Here is a 15,466-nt window from a genome sequence, read left to right on the forward strand (position 1 = left end):
CAGCCGTTTATAGGCCTTAATTTATATTAAAAGCAGCGATTGTTTTTTATCGTCGCGAGGGGGGATTATCGGACTACTTGATAGATGATGCCCGTCGGATTGTCTCTTTTTCATAGCCGATTGGAACGGGAAAGGTCGTCTGAAAACGGATAGGGTAAATTCTGCTAAACCATTTTCAGACGACCTTTCATGTTTTACCGCTTGAGTACCGGTATCTTGAGCCGTTTAATTGATTTCAGGCTGCGGGACTTTGTGCTGAACGGCGTAAACGGCGGCTTGGACGCGGCTACTGAGGTCAAGTTTTCGCAGCAGGTTTTGAACGTGAACCTTGACGGTGGATTCTGCCAATTCCAAATGACGGGCGATGACTTTGTTACTGTGTCCGGCGGCGAGGTAGCCTAAGATTTCGAGTTCGCGCGGGGTGAGGGTAGAGAGTGCCTGATCAGTACGCGGTGCGGACGGGGAAATCAGGGATTGGACGAGGCGGGTGGTCATTTCGGGAGAGAAGACGTTGTCGCCGTCCACGGCTTTGCGGATGCTGTCGAGCAGGAAGTCGGCGTTGATGTTTTTCAGCAAAAAGCCGCGTGCGCCGATGCGCATGCATTCGGTTAGGTCGTCGCTGTCTTCGGAAACGGTCAGCATGATGACGGTTTGGTTCGGGTTGACGCCCAAGATTTGTGCCAGTGCTTCGCGACCGTTCATGACGGGCATGTCAAGGTCGAGTAAGACGACGTCGGGTTTGAGCTGTTCCGCCATTTTGACGCCGGACAAACCGTCGGCGGCTTCGCCGATGACTTCAAAGTCGCTTTGACGGGAGAGCAGGGCTTTGATGCCGCTGCGGAAGAGTGTGTGGTCGTCGATCAGGATAATTTTAATGGTCATGAGAATGTTCTCTTGTGTTTGGGTAGGGTTAGGGTAACGGTTGTGCCTTCATCCGGTTTGGAGCTGACTTCTAATTCTGCGTGGATACGTTGGGCGCGTTCGCGCATGATGCCCATGCCGACATGTTCGCCGGAAAGCGTGTCCAGGTGGGCGGGATCGAAACCTACGCCGTCATCGCGGATGATCAGCGTGAAGTCCTGACGGTTGTCAATGCTGACGGTAACGTTGCGTGCCAAGGCGTGTTTGCGGATGTTGGACAGGCTCTCTTGGAGGATGAAGATAATCTGTAACTGCTCGTCGTTGTTCAATGCCGCGCCTTCATCCCTCCATTCGGTACTGACGTTGATTTTGGTCTGTCTTTCAAATCGGGTAAGCAGGGCAGAAACGGCTTCAGGGAAGTCTTTGTTACTGATTTTGGTGCGGAAGTTCAGCAGTAGTTCGCGCACGTCTTCATAACATTCCTGCACGCCGTCTTTGATGAAGCGGATATTCTCTTCAGCTTGTTCTTTTTGGTTTGAATAGAATGCGCTTTCCAGCATTTGGACTTGGAGGTTTAGGAAAGTCAATGCTTGTGCGATGCTGTCGTGCAGGCCTTGGGCAATCAGGTTGCGCTCCTGTAAAACGGCCAGCAGGCGGCGTTCTTGCTCGAGGCGGCTGTTGACGATGGAAACGCCTAATTGTCCGCTTAATGTACGCAGCAGTTCGTTGTCGTTGTTATCTGGTTTAAGGTCGTCTGAAAAATACAGGTTTAAAACACCCAGTTCTTCTTCTTGATAGCTGATGGGGAAAACGGCGTGTTTGAGTGCCGTTTTATCCGGGGCAGTATCTGGCTCATCCGAATCATCAGGCAGCCCGATGGACGCCACTATGTCCGTGCGTTTGCGTTCGTTATCCCAAAGGCGGATGCTGCCCGCTTCTGCGGAGACGGCAGGCAGGGTGCGCTTGAGAAATTCTTCCGCCGCCTGTTGGGGGGTAAAAGTTTGATGCAAATCGCGGGTGGTTTGATAGAGCAGCGTCAGATCACGGTTTTGTCGCGCCAGGTCTTGAGTTTGACGTGCCACTTGCCCCTCTAAATCGGTATAAAGCGTCTTTAGCCGGCTGCTCATTTGGTTGAAGCCTTTGTTGACTTGGGCAAACTCGCTTATCTGGTCTGTGTCGATCTGAACGCCGAACCTGCCTTGGCTGATGGTCTTTACACCGTCCCTCAGTGTTTCCAAAGGCCGGATAATCCATGCATAGTGCCAGATAATCATTAGTCCCGCCGCCGCAAAAATCATCCCCATCATAATCATTTGAAAGCGGCGCAACCATAGTGTGTTTTTCTCATTGGCGTGTTCCATCGCCTGTAAAAACAGTTCGATATTGGCTGCAAAACGGTAGAGCTTGATTTGGTCGGGGCGTTCGTAACGGCGCAGGACGGGTTGTATGTTGGCTTTCCAGTCTTCAATCAGCGCGGTCTGTATCAGGTCGTAGGCGGGCGGTGTTTCAGAGGGCATCAGCGGGTGTATGGCGTTACTCTGGCTGATGCGGTTGAGGTTTTGTTCGAATTCGCGGATTTGATTGTTGATTTGCGCCTTGGGTGCGCGTTCGCCGACCATGTAGGCAAGGCGGTAAACCTGCGTCCGCAAGTTGCCTGCATCTTCGATAACGGTGGCGGCATTTTGCAACCTCCAAGAGAGTACCAAAGTCAGGATGACGGACAAAAGGGCGGAGCCGACCCATAATATGGTCAGCAGCTTCAAGCGCGAAGACAGGCTCAGGCGGTTTAAAAAACGGAATGTGAAAGACATAGAAGGTATATGCCGTTGGAAGTTTTCGGTCGGTTACTGTGTAAACATATCATTCATTCGGCTTAGAGGCAATCGGACCGACGAGATGGTTGCCATGAAATAGAGATGACACTGTTTCAATGTAAAATCATGTTATGATAAAATTCAAATTATATGAATTTTATCATAAGCCCGCTCACTCGGATGAAGACTTTCAGACGACATCGGGTAACCAAACCGCTTCACAAAGGATAAATATGAAAATATTTGCGTTGATATCGGCAGGGGGACAGTCAGACGGCGTAGATAAAGGCCTGTTGCTCTGGCAAGGAAAAACGTTGATTGATTGTGTTATCGAAAGGATTAGGCCGCAAGTTGACCATATTGCCATCAGTGCCAACCGTAATTTGGAAAGTTATGCCGTCAGAAGCCCGCACCTGCTGCCGGATGCAAGGCAATGGCGGTATTTGGGCGGATTGGCTGCATTGTGTACCGCTGCCAATGATTTGCAGATTGCCTCTGCCGACTGGCTTTTGGTTGTGCCGTGCGATATGCCTAATTTGCCGGATGATTTGGTAGAAAGGTTTCAGGCAGTTTCTAAAAAAACACCTTTGTGCAATGCCTTTTATATCGAAACACCTGTAACGCCGCATTACAACGTGATGTTCATCCGCCCGCAAATTTTACAAAGTACCGTACCTTATTTGAATTCAGGATTAAGGACGGTGAGGGGGTGGTTGCAGCAACAGCGTGCCCGTGTCTTACAATTTGACCATGATGATTGTTTTATCCGTTACGGAAAATCAAACATTGCCTGAGCCGAAAAATTAAATATATTCAAACTACTGGCATTTATTTGTTGCGAAATGAATGTCATTACACAAAAGGTCGTCTGAAAATTTCAGACGACCTTTTGTGATTGAAGGAGGCTTGGGGTTGCAATATCAGCCGTTAGCCTTGCTTCTGCCTTTGCGCTTGGTTGGCGCGGTATTCGGGGTTTTCACCTTGATTTTCACGCTTTTGCTTGGCTTCTTGTCTTTGCGTTTGGCTTTTTCCGTTGCCGTTTTGGCTTTGGCGGTTTTCTTTTTGCCGTTTTCAGACGACGTTGTTGTGCTGGACGGTTGAGCTTTGCTGCGGCGTTTGGCGGCGGGTTTTTCCTGTTTTACAGGCGTTTTCATCGCGTCGTCGATTTCTTTCGCCGTCAGTTTGCGTTTGGTTTTCGAGCCGGTTTGTGCAGTGGTTTTGGCGCGGCGTTTTTTGCCGCTGCTTCCGCCGCTGATCAAGGTCAGGTCGATTTTGCTGGTGTCCAAATCGGCGCGCGCCACTCGGACGCTGACTTTGTCGCCCATGTTGAAGCGGATGCCGCTGCGTTCGCCTTCTATCGCCATGATTTCGGGGCGGAAGTTGAAATAGTCTTCGCCCAAATCGCTGATGTGTACCAAGCCGTCGATGTGGATGCCGTCCAGTGTAACGAAGAGGCCGAAGTTAGTCATGCCGGAGATTTTGCCTTCGAATATTTCTCCGACTTTATCGCGCATGTAATAGGTTTTCAGCCAGTTTTCCACGTCGCGGCTGGCATCGTCGGCGCGGCGTTCGCAAAACGAGGTATGCACGCCCAAAGCCTGCCAGCTTTTGTTTGGCGTGTAGGTCTGTTGGTTCAACACGGCTTTGATGGCGCGGTGGACGGTCAGGTCGGGATAGCGGCGGATGGGCGAGGTGAAGTGGGCGTATGCCTCGTAGGCAAGGCCGAAGTGTCCGTCGCAATGCGGTTCGTAAACTGCCTGCTGCATGGAGCGCAGCATCATGACTTGCAGCAATTCGGCATCGGGTCTGCCTTTAAATTGTTCGGCAAGCGCGGCATAGTCTTTCGGCGTCGGGTTGTCGCCGCCACCCAGTTGCAAACCCAATAAGCCGAGCTGCTCGCGCAGGGTGGCGAGTTTTTCGGGTGTCGGGCCTAAATGGTTGCGGAAGAGGGCGGTGTGCTTGTTTTTCATCAGGAACTCTGCCGCGCAGACGTTCGCCGCCAACATACATTCTTCAATCAGTTTGTGTGCATCGTTGCGGACCACGGGTACGATTTTTTCGATTTTGCCGTTGTCGTCGAAAAGCATTTGGGTTTCGACGCTTTCAAATTCCACCGCGCCGCGTTCGAAGCGTTTTTTCTGAAGGATTTTGAAGAGTTTGTAAAGGGTGTCGATTTGGGCTTTGTGCGGATGGTCGAGGTCGTCTGAAATCCAATCCCAGACTTGGTTGTAAGTCAGACGGGCATGGGAACGCATAACCGCAGGGTAGAAGCGGTATTCTTTAATATTGCCCGCGTAAGTGATGACCATGTCGCACACCATGCACAAACGCTCGACATCGGGATTGAGCGAGCAGATGCCGTTGGACAGGTTTTCCGGCAACATGGGAATCACGCGGCGTGGGAAGTAAACGCTGGTGCTGCGTTCCTGCGCGTCCGTGTCGATAGCGTCATCGGGGCGGACATAATGGCTGACATCGGCAATCGCCACGACCAAACGGTAATTGCGTCCGATTTTTTCGGCAAACACGGCATCGTCGAAATCGCGCGCCGTTTCCCCGTCTATGGTTACCAAAGGCAAATCGCGCAAATCGACGCGACCTTTCAAATCGCTTTTACGAACATGGTCGGGGATTTTTTTCGCGGCTTTGGCACACGCTTCGCTGAATTGGTACGGCAAATGGTGTTTGCGCACGGCGATTTCGATTTCCATACCGCTGTCGGCATAATCGCCCAATACTTCGATGATTTTCGCCACAGCAGGGCGGTTTTGCTCGGGATAAGTCTCGATTTCGCCGACGATGACCTGGCCGGATTCGGGTTTGAAATGTGCGACACTGTCAGGTTCCAAAACGATGCTTTGGTTCAGGCGTTTGTCTTCCGCTTCCAAAATCGCTACGCCGCGATCCATATAGAAACGGCCGACCACTTTGCTTTGCGCGCGTTCGACAATATCTAAAACCGTTCCTTCACGGCGGCCCTTGCGGTCGATGCCGGCAGGGCGGACGGTCACGATGTCGCCGTGCATGATGCCGCGCATTTGGCGTTCATATAAAACAAAATCGCCGTCTTTAGTGGGCGTGAGCGGTACGGCGAAGCCGAAGCCGTCTTTGTGCGCCTCGACACGGCATTTGACCAAATCCAATTTGTCCGCCGCGCAAACCGCACCGCGACGGTTGATTAAAACCTGACCGTCCCGCGCCATCGCTTTCAGACGACGTTCGAAAAATTCGTACTCTTCTTCCGTAATCGACAACTCGCGTGCCAAGACTTCGATTTTCGACGGCACGCCTTTTTGCTCCAATAATTCAATGATCCACTCCCTGCTTGGCAGCGGATGTTCGTAACGTTGTTTCTCCCGTTTCAAAAACGGGTCTTTTTCTCGTAAATTTAAAGATTTAATATTTTTGTTCATTTTATTGGTTGACATTCTTTTTCTAAAATATATAATGACCGCTTCTTTGCGAAATAGTCAATCACTGTAACGCAAAACAGGAAATAAAGCAAAGCCCAGGTGGCGGAATTGGTAGACGCGCTAGCTTCAGGTGCTAGTGTCCTCACGGGCGTGGAAGTTCGAGTCTTCTCCTGGGCACCAAGGCTTTTGGTCGTGCTGCTTTGCTTATCTCCATTCTAATTGCCCAGGTGGCGGAATTGGTAGACGCGCTAGCTTCAGGTGCTAGTATCCTCACGGGTGTGGAAGTTCGAGTCTTCTCCTGGGCACCAAATCAATTATCCGGCTTATCCGGATTTTTTATTGAATAGATTTATTTGTCTGATTAAGCTACAATATCAGACGACAAAATATGTTTGATTCCACAGAGAGGTGGATGAGTGGTTTAAGTCGCACGCCTGGAAAGCGTGTATACGTGAATAGCGTATCGAGGGTTCGAATCCCTTCCTCTCTGCCAGTTACCAAAACACCGCTTACAGCGGTGTTTTTTGTATCTACGACTAGAGAATTTGAGAACATTCTGATTTTTTGGGGCAAAATAGCCTCAAAATTTTTCGATATGAATTAGGTAGTGCATACAATACGGTTATTTTTCATATTCTATTTTTCTAAAGCCTCTTGCAGTTTCTTCTCAATCAAATCCGCGTCAAACGATTTGGCAATCAGCTCGAAGCGCGAGTCGCGCCGCCATGAGACTTGGTTGGCGCCCCATTGTCCGTCAACCCAGTTGAGCCACACCCATGTGCCAAGCACTTGGAACACGCCTTTGGCGCGGACGAGGCCGTCTGTGAATTTGGGCAGGTCGTTGAAGAAGTTGGTCAATTTTTCGCCGTCAAAATCGCGTCCGGCGGGGAATGTGAAACCTTGCGACTGGAAGCCCATGGTGTTGTCCGGCAGGGCTTTGAGGCGGTAGCGTGATTTTTCAACTACGGGGATGTCAAGCCATTGGATGTCGAGTTGTGCGTTTTGGACTTCGACCACTTTGGCTTTGGGCGGGAACAGTTTTGCCGCTTTGTCGTGAAATTCGGCAAGCTGTTCGGGGGTGCATAAATCGGTTTTACTGGCGACCAAGACGTCGCAGATGCCGATTTGGTCTTTATACAATGCCTGCTGCGCGTAATCGGGGTTGATGAACTGGCGCGGATCGACGACGGTGAAAACGGCGCCGATTTCCAAAAGGCTGTCCAGCGGTTTGGCTTTCAATTCGTCGATGACGCTGGCGGCGTGCGCCAGTCCGCTTGCTTCAATCATCAGGCGGTCGGGCTTGGCATCGCGCAGCATTTTCTGCACGGTTACGCCCATTTGCGGGCCGGCGGTGCAACACAAACAGCCGCCGGCGATTTCTGCCACGGGGATGCCGTTGTCGCTCAATACCGCGCCGTCAATGCCGATTTCGCCGAACTCGTTGACGATGATGACCCATTTTTCGTTCGGGTCTTTCTGTTCCATCAGGCTTTTGAGCGCGGTGGTTTTTCCTGTTCCCAGAAAACCCGAAATCAGGTGGACTTTGGTTTTTTTCACTTCTGACATTTTTTACAGATTCCAGTTAAAACAACGTGTTCTTCTTTCAGTGCAAAGCCGCTTTCGGCAACGCCTGCGCACAATGCCGCCCACTCGTGGCTCAGGGTTTGCTCGTCCGCCGTGCCGCATTCGGTGCAGACCAAAATAAACGCGCTGTGGTGCGCTTCGGCTTCTTCGTGGTCGTGGCAATGGTCGTCGCACTCGTGCTGCGCGTGGCTGCACAAAATATAGCCGTTGACCGCCGCCACTTTGTGTAAAACGCCCTGCTCCGCCCAAAAATCAAGGGCGCGGTAGGCCGTCGGCGGCGCAACCACGCCCTCGCTTTGCTGCTGCATCTGCGACAAGACGTTGTAGGCTTTAATCACGCCGCTTTGCTGCAAAACGATATCGAGCACCTGCTCGCGCAAAGCGGTTACCTGTACGCCGTCACGGCGTGCCTGTTCGAGGATTTTTTGTTTGATTGCGTGTTTCATAAAGGCTTTCAGACGACCTTAAAATTCTGAATGGAAAGGATTATATTATAACGTGTTTCCGTTTGGTTCAAACTGCTGTTGTTTTCAGGAGCGAAAAACTTGGGAAAACCCTTGGAAATAACGAATAATAGCCCTCCTTCAAAATCCAAATACCTGAAAATAAACCTATCATTTTACCGAGAGGAATGACTCTTCCCCCTTTGTATCTGTTTAGAGGATTAAAAATTTCAAAACAAAGATCGTCTGAAGTTTCAGGCGACCTTTTTTTGTTGTTTTTCCAACTTATTCATACCAAAACGAAAATTTTTACTTGTACCAAATAATTTGTGTGTTAGTATCAAAACACTAAATTGTTGACAATACAGCCCGATCCCGACTACCGGTTTTGCCGTGTATAGCCGCTTTCGGAGCGGATATAAAAAGTCGGACGGCGATTGCCGACAAAACCAAAAACAAGTCGACCAAAGGAGAAATTATGAACCACGACACATCATATTCCGGCATGCACAAGCCGTCGTCGGACTTTGAAAGCCGTGAGGCGTATTTGGAACACGAGCTGCAAATCATGCAGCCCAAACGCTGGCGGCTCAATCTGCCGTTTCGCGATTACCGCTTCGAACCCGAAGACCTGATTCCTGCTGTGGCGGGAACGATTGGTAAGGTAGTGATGGTCAGCGCGGTGGCGGCGGCGTTTGCCGTGCCATTGGGGCTGCCCGACACCTTTCTGCCACAAAACGTCCGTTACGAGCTGTTGATTGCATCCGTCTTCATCCTGCTGCTTTCCGGCCTCTTTCTTCCCACTTCCAACTTACCCGGTACACACGGACCGTTGATTCCGCTGATTCCCGTCGTCGTTGCCGCGGGCGGACATCCGCTGGCTTTCGGTTTGTTGATTGGTGTATTCGGTTTCTTGTTGGGCATTACCAAGGGCGGCAGTCTGATGGCGAAACTGACGAGCAACGGTGTATGCGGCGGGTTGCTGCTGTATCTGGGCTTCGTCGGTACGACCGGACAGGTCAAGAAGCTCTTTGAATGGGCGGGCAGTTTCGACAAAAGCTATATTGCCTTTATCGTGATCATCGGCACCATCCTGCTATATGCGCTGCTTGAGCATTGGCGCAAGCGTTGGCTTGCCGTCCCATTGGGCTGCGTGCTGGCTGGATTTACCGCCTATCTTTTGGGTGCGCCGTTTTCCTTCCAAACCGCTCCTGGCCTGCCGCCCATGAGTCCTGCCTACTGGTGGGGTGAAAATACCGGCTGGATGATGGGTTTACCGACGATGGACAGCTTTTTGGTCGTATTCCCCTTTGCCGTACTCGCCGTTGCCATGTGGTCGCCTGATTTCTTAGGGCATCAAGTGTTCCAAAAAATCAGCTATCCCGAGCGATCCGAAAAAGCCTTGATGAACATCGACGACACCATGTTCACCTGTTCCGTCCGCCAAGTCGCAGGCTCTATATTGGGCGGCGCGAACTTTACATCTTCATGGGGAACCTACATCGTTCCCGCTTCCATCGCCAAACGACCGATTCCCGCAGGCGCGATACTGACTGCCTTGTTCTGTATCATTGCATCCGTCTGGGGCTATCCCATGGATTTGGCGATTTGGCAGCCTGTATTGAGCGTTGCGCTGATTGTCGGCGTCTATGTCCCGCTTTTGGAAGCAGGCATGGAAATGACGCGCAAGGGTAAAACTACCCAGTCTGCCGCCATCGTTGTGTTCTCCTCTGCGCTGGTCAATCCCGTTTTCGGCTGGTCGCTGACCATGCTTTTGGATAACTTGGGTTTAATCGGATGTAAAGAACGCAGCGCGGAACTCGGCTTTATGGGTCGCGTCGTCGTACCTACCGTCGGCTTTGTCATTCTCTGCGCAGCAATGGGCGCAGTAGGCATGCTGCCCGGTATTCCCGCCTTCCTCGAGCAGTTTAGAAATCTGCATTAACAAAGTAGTGCCAGCGTTTCAGACGACTTTTTTAGAACTAGAGGTCGTCTGAAAACCGCGAATTTCGGATAAATCGTATAATCGGCATTGGTTTGGGTTTTATAGTGGATTAAATTTAAATCAGGACAATGCGACGAAGCCGCAGACAGTACAGATAGTACGGCAAGGCGAGGCAACGCCGTACTGGTTTAAATTTAATCCACTATAAAATAAGCTTTGAAATAAAAGGTCGTCTGAAAAACTGATTTTCAGACGACCTTTCGTTATTTGAGATATTAAGACAATAGATTTGGTAACGCTATTTCAGAAAAAAGTTTTTAGAACGTGTTCATTGTCTCAGCCTCTGCTGTAAACTATCGGCATGAACAGAAAAACCTACCCAAGCGATATCAGTCGCGAGCAATTTGCGCCTCTCCTTCCCCTGCTGGAAAGTGCCCGTAAACGCACAGCGCCACGCCAGGTGGACTTGTACGATGTCTTTTGTGCCATTCTCTACCTGCAACGCACTGGCTGCTCCTGGCGCGCTTTGCCGGGCGACTTCCCCAAATGGCGCACCGTGCATTCCTACTTCCAGAGATGGACCGAACCACGCGAGAGTGGCATCAGCATCCTTGAGGAAGCATTAAAAAAATCAGGTAGTTGCGGAGCACCGCAAGCAGGGGCGCCATGAAGCAACTACTTTCCTGATTATTGATGCGCAGAGTGTGAAGAACACGGATACCGCCATGGAAAAAGGCTACGATGCGGGCAAGAAGGTTAGCGGTATCAAGCGACATATAGCGGTTGACACGCAAGGTTTGCCGCATGCCCTTGCGGTAACGACGGCGGATGTTACGGATAGAAAAGGCTGCCTGGTGGCATTGGAACGTGGGCGGGATAATCTTGGTGCGATACAAAAAATCCTTGCTGACGGTGGTTACACGGGTAAGGCATTTGCTTCGTCGGTACAGGAGTTGATTGGTGCGGAGGTAGAGATTGCCAAACGAAACGAATTGCACCGTTTTGCAGTATTGCCGAAGCGATGGGTAGTAGAGCGCAGCTTTTCCTGGTTGGAAAAGAACAGGCGGCTTTGGAAAAACTGCGAGCGTAAGTTGAGTACCAGTCTGCAAATGGTAGCTTTGGCTTTCTTGGGAGTCCTGCTACGAAGACTATGAACACGCTCTTAGCAACTTACCGGCTGGCTGGCTACGTCTTCCCCTTGTTTAGACACCAAAAGCTGGTCGACTTTCAGATTTTCGGTGTCGATGATTTCAAATTTATAGCCCGCGTAAACCAAAAAATCGGTGCGTTTCGGGATTTTGCGCAGGGAATACATCATAAAGCCGGCGATGGTTTCGTAGTTTTCCGAATTGGGAAATTCCTCAATGTCCAACGCGCGCATTACGTCGGCGAGCGGCGTGGCGCCGTCCACCAGCCAGGTATCTTCGGTGCGGCGGATAATTTGCGGCTCTTCTTCGGTATTGACCAGCTCACCCATGACGATGCTCATCACGTCTTTCAGTGTTACCACGCCGACCACCAGCGCATATTCGTTCACCACCACGGCAAAGTCTTCGCCGGAAGTTTTGAAGGTTTCCAAGACATCGTAAAGCGACAGCGTGTCTGGGATGAACAAGGCTTTGCGCAACACGCGCTTGTCGGTCAGGCGGACGTCTTTTTCTTTTAAAAACAAGGTCAGCAGCGTATGCGACTCGATGTAGCCGATGACGCGTTCCAAATCGCCGTCGCACACCAAGAATTTGTTGTGCGGTTTTTCCGACATCATTTCCAACACGGTATCGCTGCCGTCGTTTTTATCGAAATAGGCGATGTATTCGCGCGTGCTCATGGTGGAAGTTACCGTGCGCGCCTGCATGTCGAAAATATTTTCAATCAGGTAGTGTTCCTGCTCTTTCAACACGCCAGCCTGCGCGCCCGCATCGACCACGGCGTAAATGTCTTCCGAGGTCAGCTGCTCTTGGCGGACGGTGGAAATTTTGAAGAGTTTGAATATCGCGTTCGCCAGTCCGTCAAATGTCCAAACGAAAGGCTTTAGGATAAAAATCAAAAACATCATCGGCCGCACGATGCGCACCGCCACCGCTTCGGGATGGGTCATCGCTATGCGCTTGGGCATCAGGTCGGCAATCAGGATGAAGCTGCCCGTGACCAGTGCAAACGTCAGCAGCGACGCGGCCGTACTGCCCCAACTGCCCGCGTTTGCCAACAAACCGCCAAAATAAGGGCGCACCGCCGCTTCGCCGACGATACCGGCGAGAATGGCGACGGCGTTCAAACCGATTTGGACGACGGTGATGAAGCTGCCCGGCTGCTGCTGCATATTGAGCACATCCAGCGCGCGAGTGTCGCCGCCGTCTTTTGCCATCACTTGCAATTTGATTTTGCGCGCCGAGGCGAGCGCGAGTTCGGAACAGGAAACAAATGCGCTGATGACAATCAGCAGGCACAATAATAATAAGGCTTCGAGGATATTCATGAAAAACGGTGTGTATGGCAAACAGAAGACATTTTAGCATTAAAGGTCGTCTGAAAAATTCAGACAACCTTTTTGCCAGTCATACTTACCAATCGCGCGGGGCAACCAGTTCTTCGATGTCCGCATCTTCAAAGCCGTAGCTTTGGGCGATGTATTCCATATCGGTGGCAATCGTGTCTCTAGCGACAGTCTCGATTTCGCTGTCGTTTTCATCAAACTCTTCAGCCAATTCGTTGAAGCGTTCGGTAGCTGCGTGGGTTAGTTCGTATAGGGCGTCGAGATTTTCGGGCTGTTCGGTTTCGATTTGGCGGCACAGTTCAACCAGGATGTTTTCTCCTTTTTGCACGAGTTTGTGCGGGAAATAATCGTCGTCGTACATATCCTGCAAAAAGGTGTGGTTTGCCAATTCGGTGTTGTTCAGTTGATGACGTGTAGTCATGATTTTCCTTTTCTATTTAGCAGATGGATTTTAAAAAAAGGTCGTCTGAAAGCGCAGCTTCAACGAAGTTAAAACGGTTTTGAGGTTTTCAGACGACCTCTGTGGATTGTGGGCGGCAGATTAGCTTTTTCCTTCAAACATATGGCTTAACTTTTGGCGGTAAAGCGTTTGTTGACGCGCAGGCGTTCGCCGCGGCCGGCTTTTTTGATTTCCAGCCAGTCGGTGTAGATGGCGTGGATGAGGTGGTTTATGGTTTCAAAGCCGTATTGCTGCGGGTCGGTGCCTTGTGCGGCGAGTTGCTTCGATACGTCGCTCAAACGCGCCCAGCCTTGTTCGTCGGCGTGGGTATCGACTGCCTGCTGCACGGCGGGGATCACGCGGGTAACGGGCAGTTTGCTGCTTTTGGTGGCGGGTTCGGGTTTTGCGGGTGTTGGTTGCGCGGTGTCTGCCGCAGGGCTTGGCGCGGTGTTTTCGTTCTTGGCTGGGTTGGGTTGCTTGCCGCGCGTTTTGCGTTTTGGTGCGGCGTTGGGGTCGTCTGAAACGGTTTCTTCTGCTTGATGGCTTGCCACCGGGTTTTCAGACGACCTCTCTGCCGGCTTGTCGACGGATTTACGGCGGCGGACTTGGAGTTGGTTGTTGTCGGTGCGGTGTTCGAAGATGTCGAAGGATTTGATGAGGTCGGAGAGTTTGCCGTAGCCGTACAGCCTTGAGTCGAAATCGGGATTGATTTTGCTGATGTAGCTGCCGATGGGGCCGAGGTTTGCCCAGCCGAGGTCGTCGGCGTTTTCGCGCACGGCGCGTTTGAGCAGGGACAGCGCATCAGGGGCGGCGGCTGGGGTGTTTTTGCCGCTGTTCTTCTCTTTTTCTTGGCGTTGTTTTTCGGGACGGAAGATTTCGGTGTAGATGAATTTGTCGCAGGCTTTGCGGAAGGCTTCGGGCGTTTTCTTTTCGCCGAAACCGTACACGGTCAGCCCGCTTTCGCGCAGGCGGCTTGCCAGTCGGGTAAAGTCGGAATCGCTGGATACGATGCAGAAGCCGTCGAAATTGCCGCTGTATAGCAAATCCATCGCGTCGATGACCAGCGCCATATCGGTGGCGTTTTTACCTTTGGTGTAGGCGAATTGTTGGACGGGGATGATGGCGTGGGGCAGGAGGGCGGCTTTCCATTTGGAAAGGCCGTGGCTCCAGTCGCCGTAGATGCGCTTGACGCTGGCGATGCCGTATTTGGCAACTTCTTCAAGCAGGCGGTCGATGATGTCGGCGGGGGCGTTGTCGGCGTCGATGAGGACGGCGAGTTTTTTGTTGGCCAATGTGGTCATGGGGACTCCGTGGTATTCATGTCAGTCGAGGTCGTCTGAAAACCGGTTTTCAGACGACCTCGATCTTTTAAAGCATATCTTGTATGGCGGCGCGTTCTTCTTCCAGCTCCGCCAGTGTTGCGGCGATGCGTTGGCGGCTGAATTCATCCGACAAGTCCAAGCCTTGGACGATGCGGTAGCTGCCTGCGTCGCAAATGACGGGGAAACCGAAAATCAAACCTTCGGGGATGCCATAAGAGCCGTCGGAGGGGACGCCCATCGTTATCCATTTGCCGCTGCTGCCGAGCAGCCAGTCGCGCAGGTGGTAGATGGCGGCATTCGCGGCGGAGGCGGCGGACGACGAACCGCGCGCGGCGATGATGGCGGCACCGCGTCCGGCGATTTTCGGCATGAAGACTTCGGTGTTCCAATCGGGTTCGGTAATCATGTCTTTGACGGACTCGCCGTTGCTGGTGGCGTAGCGGTAGTCGGCGTACATGGTCGGGCTGTGGTTGCCCCAGACGCACATTTGCTCGATGGAAGGAATCGGGCGGTTGATTTTCTCGGCGACTTGGCTGACGGCGCGGTGGTGGTCGAGACGCATCAGGGCGGTGAAGTTTTCCGGCGGGATGTCGAGCGCGGATTTCATGGCGATGTAGGCGTTGGTGTTGGCAGGGTTGCCGACGACGAGGACTTTGACGTCGCGATGGGCAACTTTGTTCAATGCCGCGCCTTGTACTTTGAAAATTTCGGCATTGGCGTGCAACAGGTCGGCGCGTTCCATGCCTTGCGTACGCGGGCGCGCACCGATCAAGAGGGCGATGTCGGCATCTTTGAAGGCGATTTCGGGGTCGTCTGTGGCGAAGATGTCGGCAAGGAGCGGGAAAGCGCAATCCTGCATTTCCATAATCACGCCGCGCAATGCCTGCTGCGCCTGTGGCAGATCGAGCAGTTGCAGGATAACGGGTTGGTCGCGTCCGAGCATAATGCCGCCGGCGATACGGAACAGGGTCGCATAGGCAATTTGCCCTGCGGCGCCGGTAACGGCGATTTGGACGGGGGGCTTAAGCGTCATATTTTTCCTTTTGAAGTCGTTGTTTTACTTGGTTTGCGGATTATAACAGCATTGAGTATTAGAGAATGAAAAGGTCGTCTGAAACTGGGAATAGATTTTCAGACGACCTTGGATTCGG

The 15,466-nt window shown here is 51.8% G+C and carries 12 protein-coding genes and 3 tRNA genes; 6 read left to right on the top strand and 9 right to left on the bottom strand.

The window, feature by feature from the left end; all coding sequences use genetic code 11:
- Positions 1–225 precede the first annotated feature (225 nt).
- Both MON37_RS03965 and MON37_RS03970 read right to left on the bottom strand, forming a co-directional pair.
- Positions 226–882 (bottom strand): response regulator, encoded by a 657-nt coding sequence (locus MON37_RS03965; RefSeq protein ID WP_003743074.1) that lies wholly within the window; start codon positions 880–882, stop codon positions 226–228.
- On the bottom strand, positions 879–2,672 hold the full coding sequence (locus MON37_RS03970; RefSeq protein ID WP_039407301.1) for a histidine kinase: 1,794 nt from the start codon (positions 2,670–2,672) through the stop codon (positions 879–881). Before MON37_RS03970 ends, MON37_RS03965 begins: the two co-directional genes overlap by 4 nt.
- A 236-nt stretch (positions 2,673–2,908) precedes the next feature.
- On the opposite strand from MON37_RS03970, the gene mobA reads away from it, so the two are divergent.
- Positions 2,909–3,469 carry a molybdenum cofactor guanylyltransferase gene (gene mobA, locus MON37_RS03975; RefSeq protein WP_039407304.1) on the top strand — a complete coding sequence of 187 codons (561 nt, stop codon included), beginning with the start codon at positions 2,909–2,911 and terminating at the stop codon, positions 3,467–3,469.
- Between the two features lie 126 nt (positions 3,470–3,595).
- Here the strand turns inward: mobA and rnr are convergent, their stop codons facing one another.
- Positions 3,596–6,088, bottom strand: coding sequence for a ribonuclease R (gene rnr, locus MON37_RS03980; RefSeq protein WP_141752701.1), 2,493 nt, complete (start codon positions 6,086–6,088; stop codon positions 3,596–3,598).
- Positions 6,089–6,181: 93 nt separating this feature from the next.
- Here rnr and MON37_RS03985 point away from each other — a divergent pair.
- The 3 genes from MON37_RS03985 to MON37_RS03995 all read left to right on the top strand — a co-directional run bounded on the left by MON37_RS03985 (position 6,182) and on the right by MON37_RS03995 (position 6,581).
- Positions 6,182–6,268 (top strand) — tRNA-Leu (locus MON37_RS03985).
- A 41-nt stretch (positions 6,269–6,309) separates the two neighbouring features.
- Positions 6,310–6,396, top strand: a tRNA-Leu gene (locus MON37_RS03990).
- Between the two features lie 94 nt (positions 6,397–6,490).
- Positions 6,491–6,581: transfer RNA gene (locus MON37_RS03995), tRNA-Ser, on the top strand.
- A 143-nt stretch (positions 6,582–6,724) separates the two neighbouring features.
- On the opposite strand, the gene MON37_RS04000 is transcribed toward MON37_RS03995, so the two are convergent.
- Positions 6,725–7,654, bottom strand: a complete 930-nt coding sequence (locus MON37_RS04000; protein WP_003744588.1) for a CobW family GTP-binding protein — start codon at positions 7,652–7,654, stop codon at positions 6,725–6,727.
- Positions 7,642–8,118: a Fur family transcriptional regulator gene (locus tag MON37_RS04005; protein WP_019271482.1), complete on the bottom strand. Its 477-nt coding sequence runs from the start codon at positions 8,116–8,118 to the stop codon at positions 7,642–7,644. The genes MON37_RS04000 and MON37_RS04005 overlap by 13 nt, the downstream gene beginning before the upstream one ends.
- Positions 8,119–8,593: 475 nt before the next feature.
- Here MON37_RS04005 and MON37_RS04010 point away from each other — a divergent pair, with 475 nt between their 5' ends.
- Together MON37_RS04010 and MON37_RS04015 are read left to right on the top strand one after the other, a co-directional pair.
- Positions 8,594–10,060, top strand: coding sequence for a DUF3360 family protein (locus MON37_RS04010; RefSeq protein WP_039407310.1), 1,467 nt, complete (start codon positions 8,594–8,596; stop codon positions 10,058–10,060).
- Between the two features lie 361 nt (positions 10,061–10,421).
- A protein-coding gene (locus MON37_RS04015; protein WP_234403659.1) for an IS5 family transposase occupies positions 10,422–11,214 on the top strand; the annotation gives its coding sequence in 2 pieces (ribosomal slippage) (positions 10,422–10,685 and positions 10,687–11,214; 792 coding nt in all).
- A gap of 8 nt (positions 11,215–11,222) precedes the next feature.
- On the opposite strand, the gene paeA is transcribed toward MON37_RS04015, so the two are convergent.
- From paeA to MON37_RS04035, 4 genes are all read right to left on the bottom strand, one after another.
- Positions 11,223–12,536, bottom strand: a complete 1,314-nt coding sequence (gene paeA, locus MON37_RS04020; protein ID WP_039407430.1) for a polyamine export protein PaeA — start codon at positions 12,534–12,536, stop codon at positions 11,223–11,225.
- Between the two features lie 85 nt (positions 12,537–12,621).
- A complete protein-coding gene (locus tag MON37_RS04025) occupies positions 12,622–12,975 on the bottom strand; it encodes a DUF5713 family protein (RefSeq protein WP_039407434.1) in 354 nt (117 codons plus the stop codon).
- A 146-nt stretch (positions 12,976–13,121) separates the two neighbouring features.
- Complete coding sequence (locus MON37_RS04030) at positions 13,122–14,294, bottom strand: NYN domain-containing protein (protein ID WP_039407438.1); 1,173 nt, start codon at positions 14,292–14,294, stop codon at positions 13,122–13,124.
- Between the two features lie 67 nt (positions 14,295–14,361).
- Positions 14,362–15,348: a malate dehydrogenase gene (locus tag MON37_RS04035; RefSeq protein ID WP_039407440.1), complete on the bottom strand. Its 987-nt coding sequence runs from the start codon at positions 15,346–15,348 to the stop codon at positions 14,362–14,364.
- Positions 15,349–15,466: the final 118 nt, after the last annotated feature.

It is taken from the genome of Morococcus cerebrosus (genome assembly GCF_022749515.1).
Classification (GTDB): Bacteria; Pseudomonadota; Gammaproteobacteria; order Burkholderiales; family Neisseriaceae; genus Neisseria; species Neisseria cerebrosa.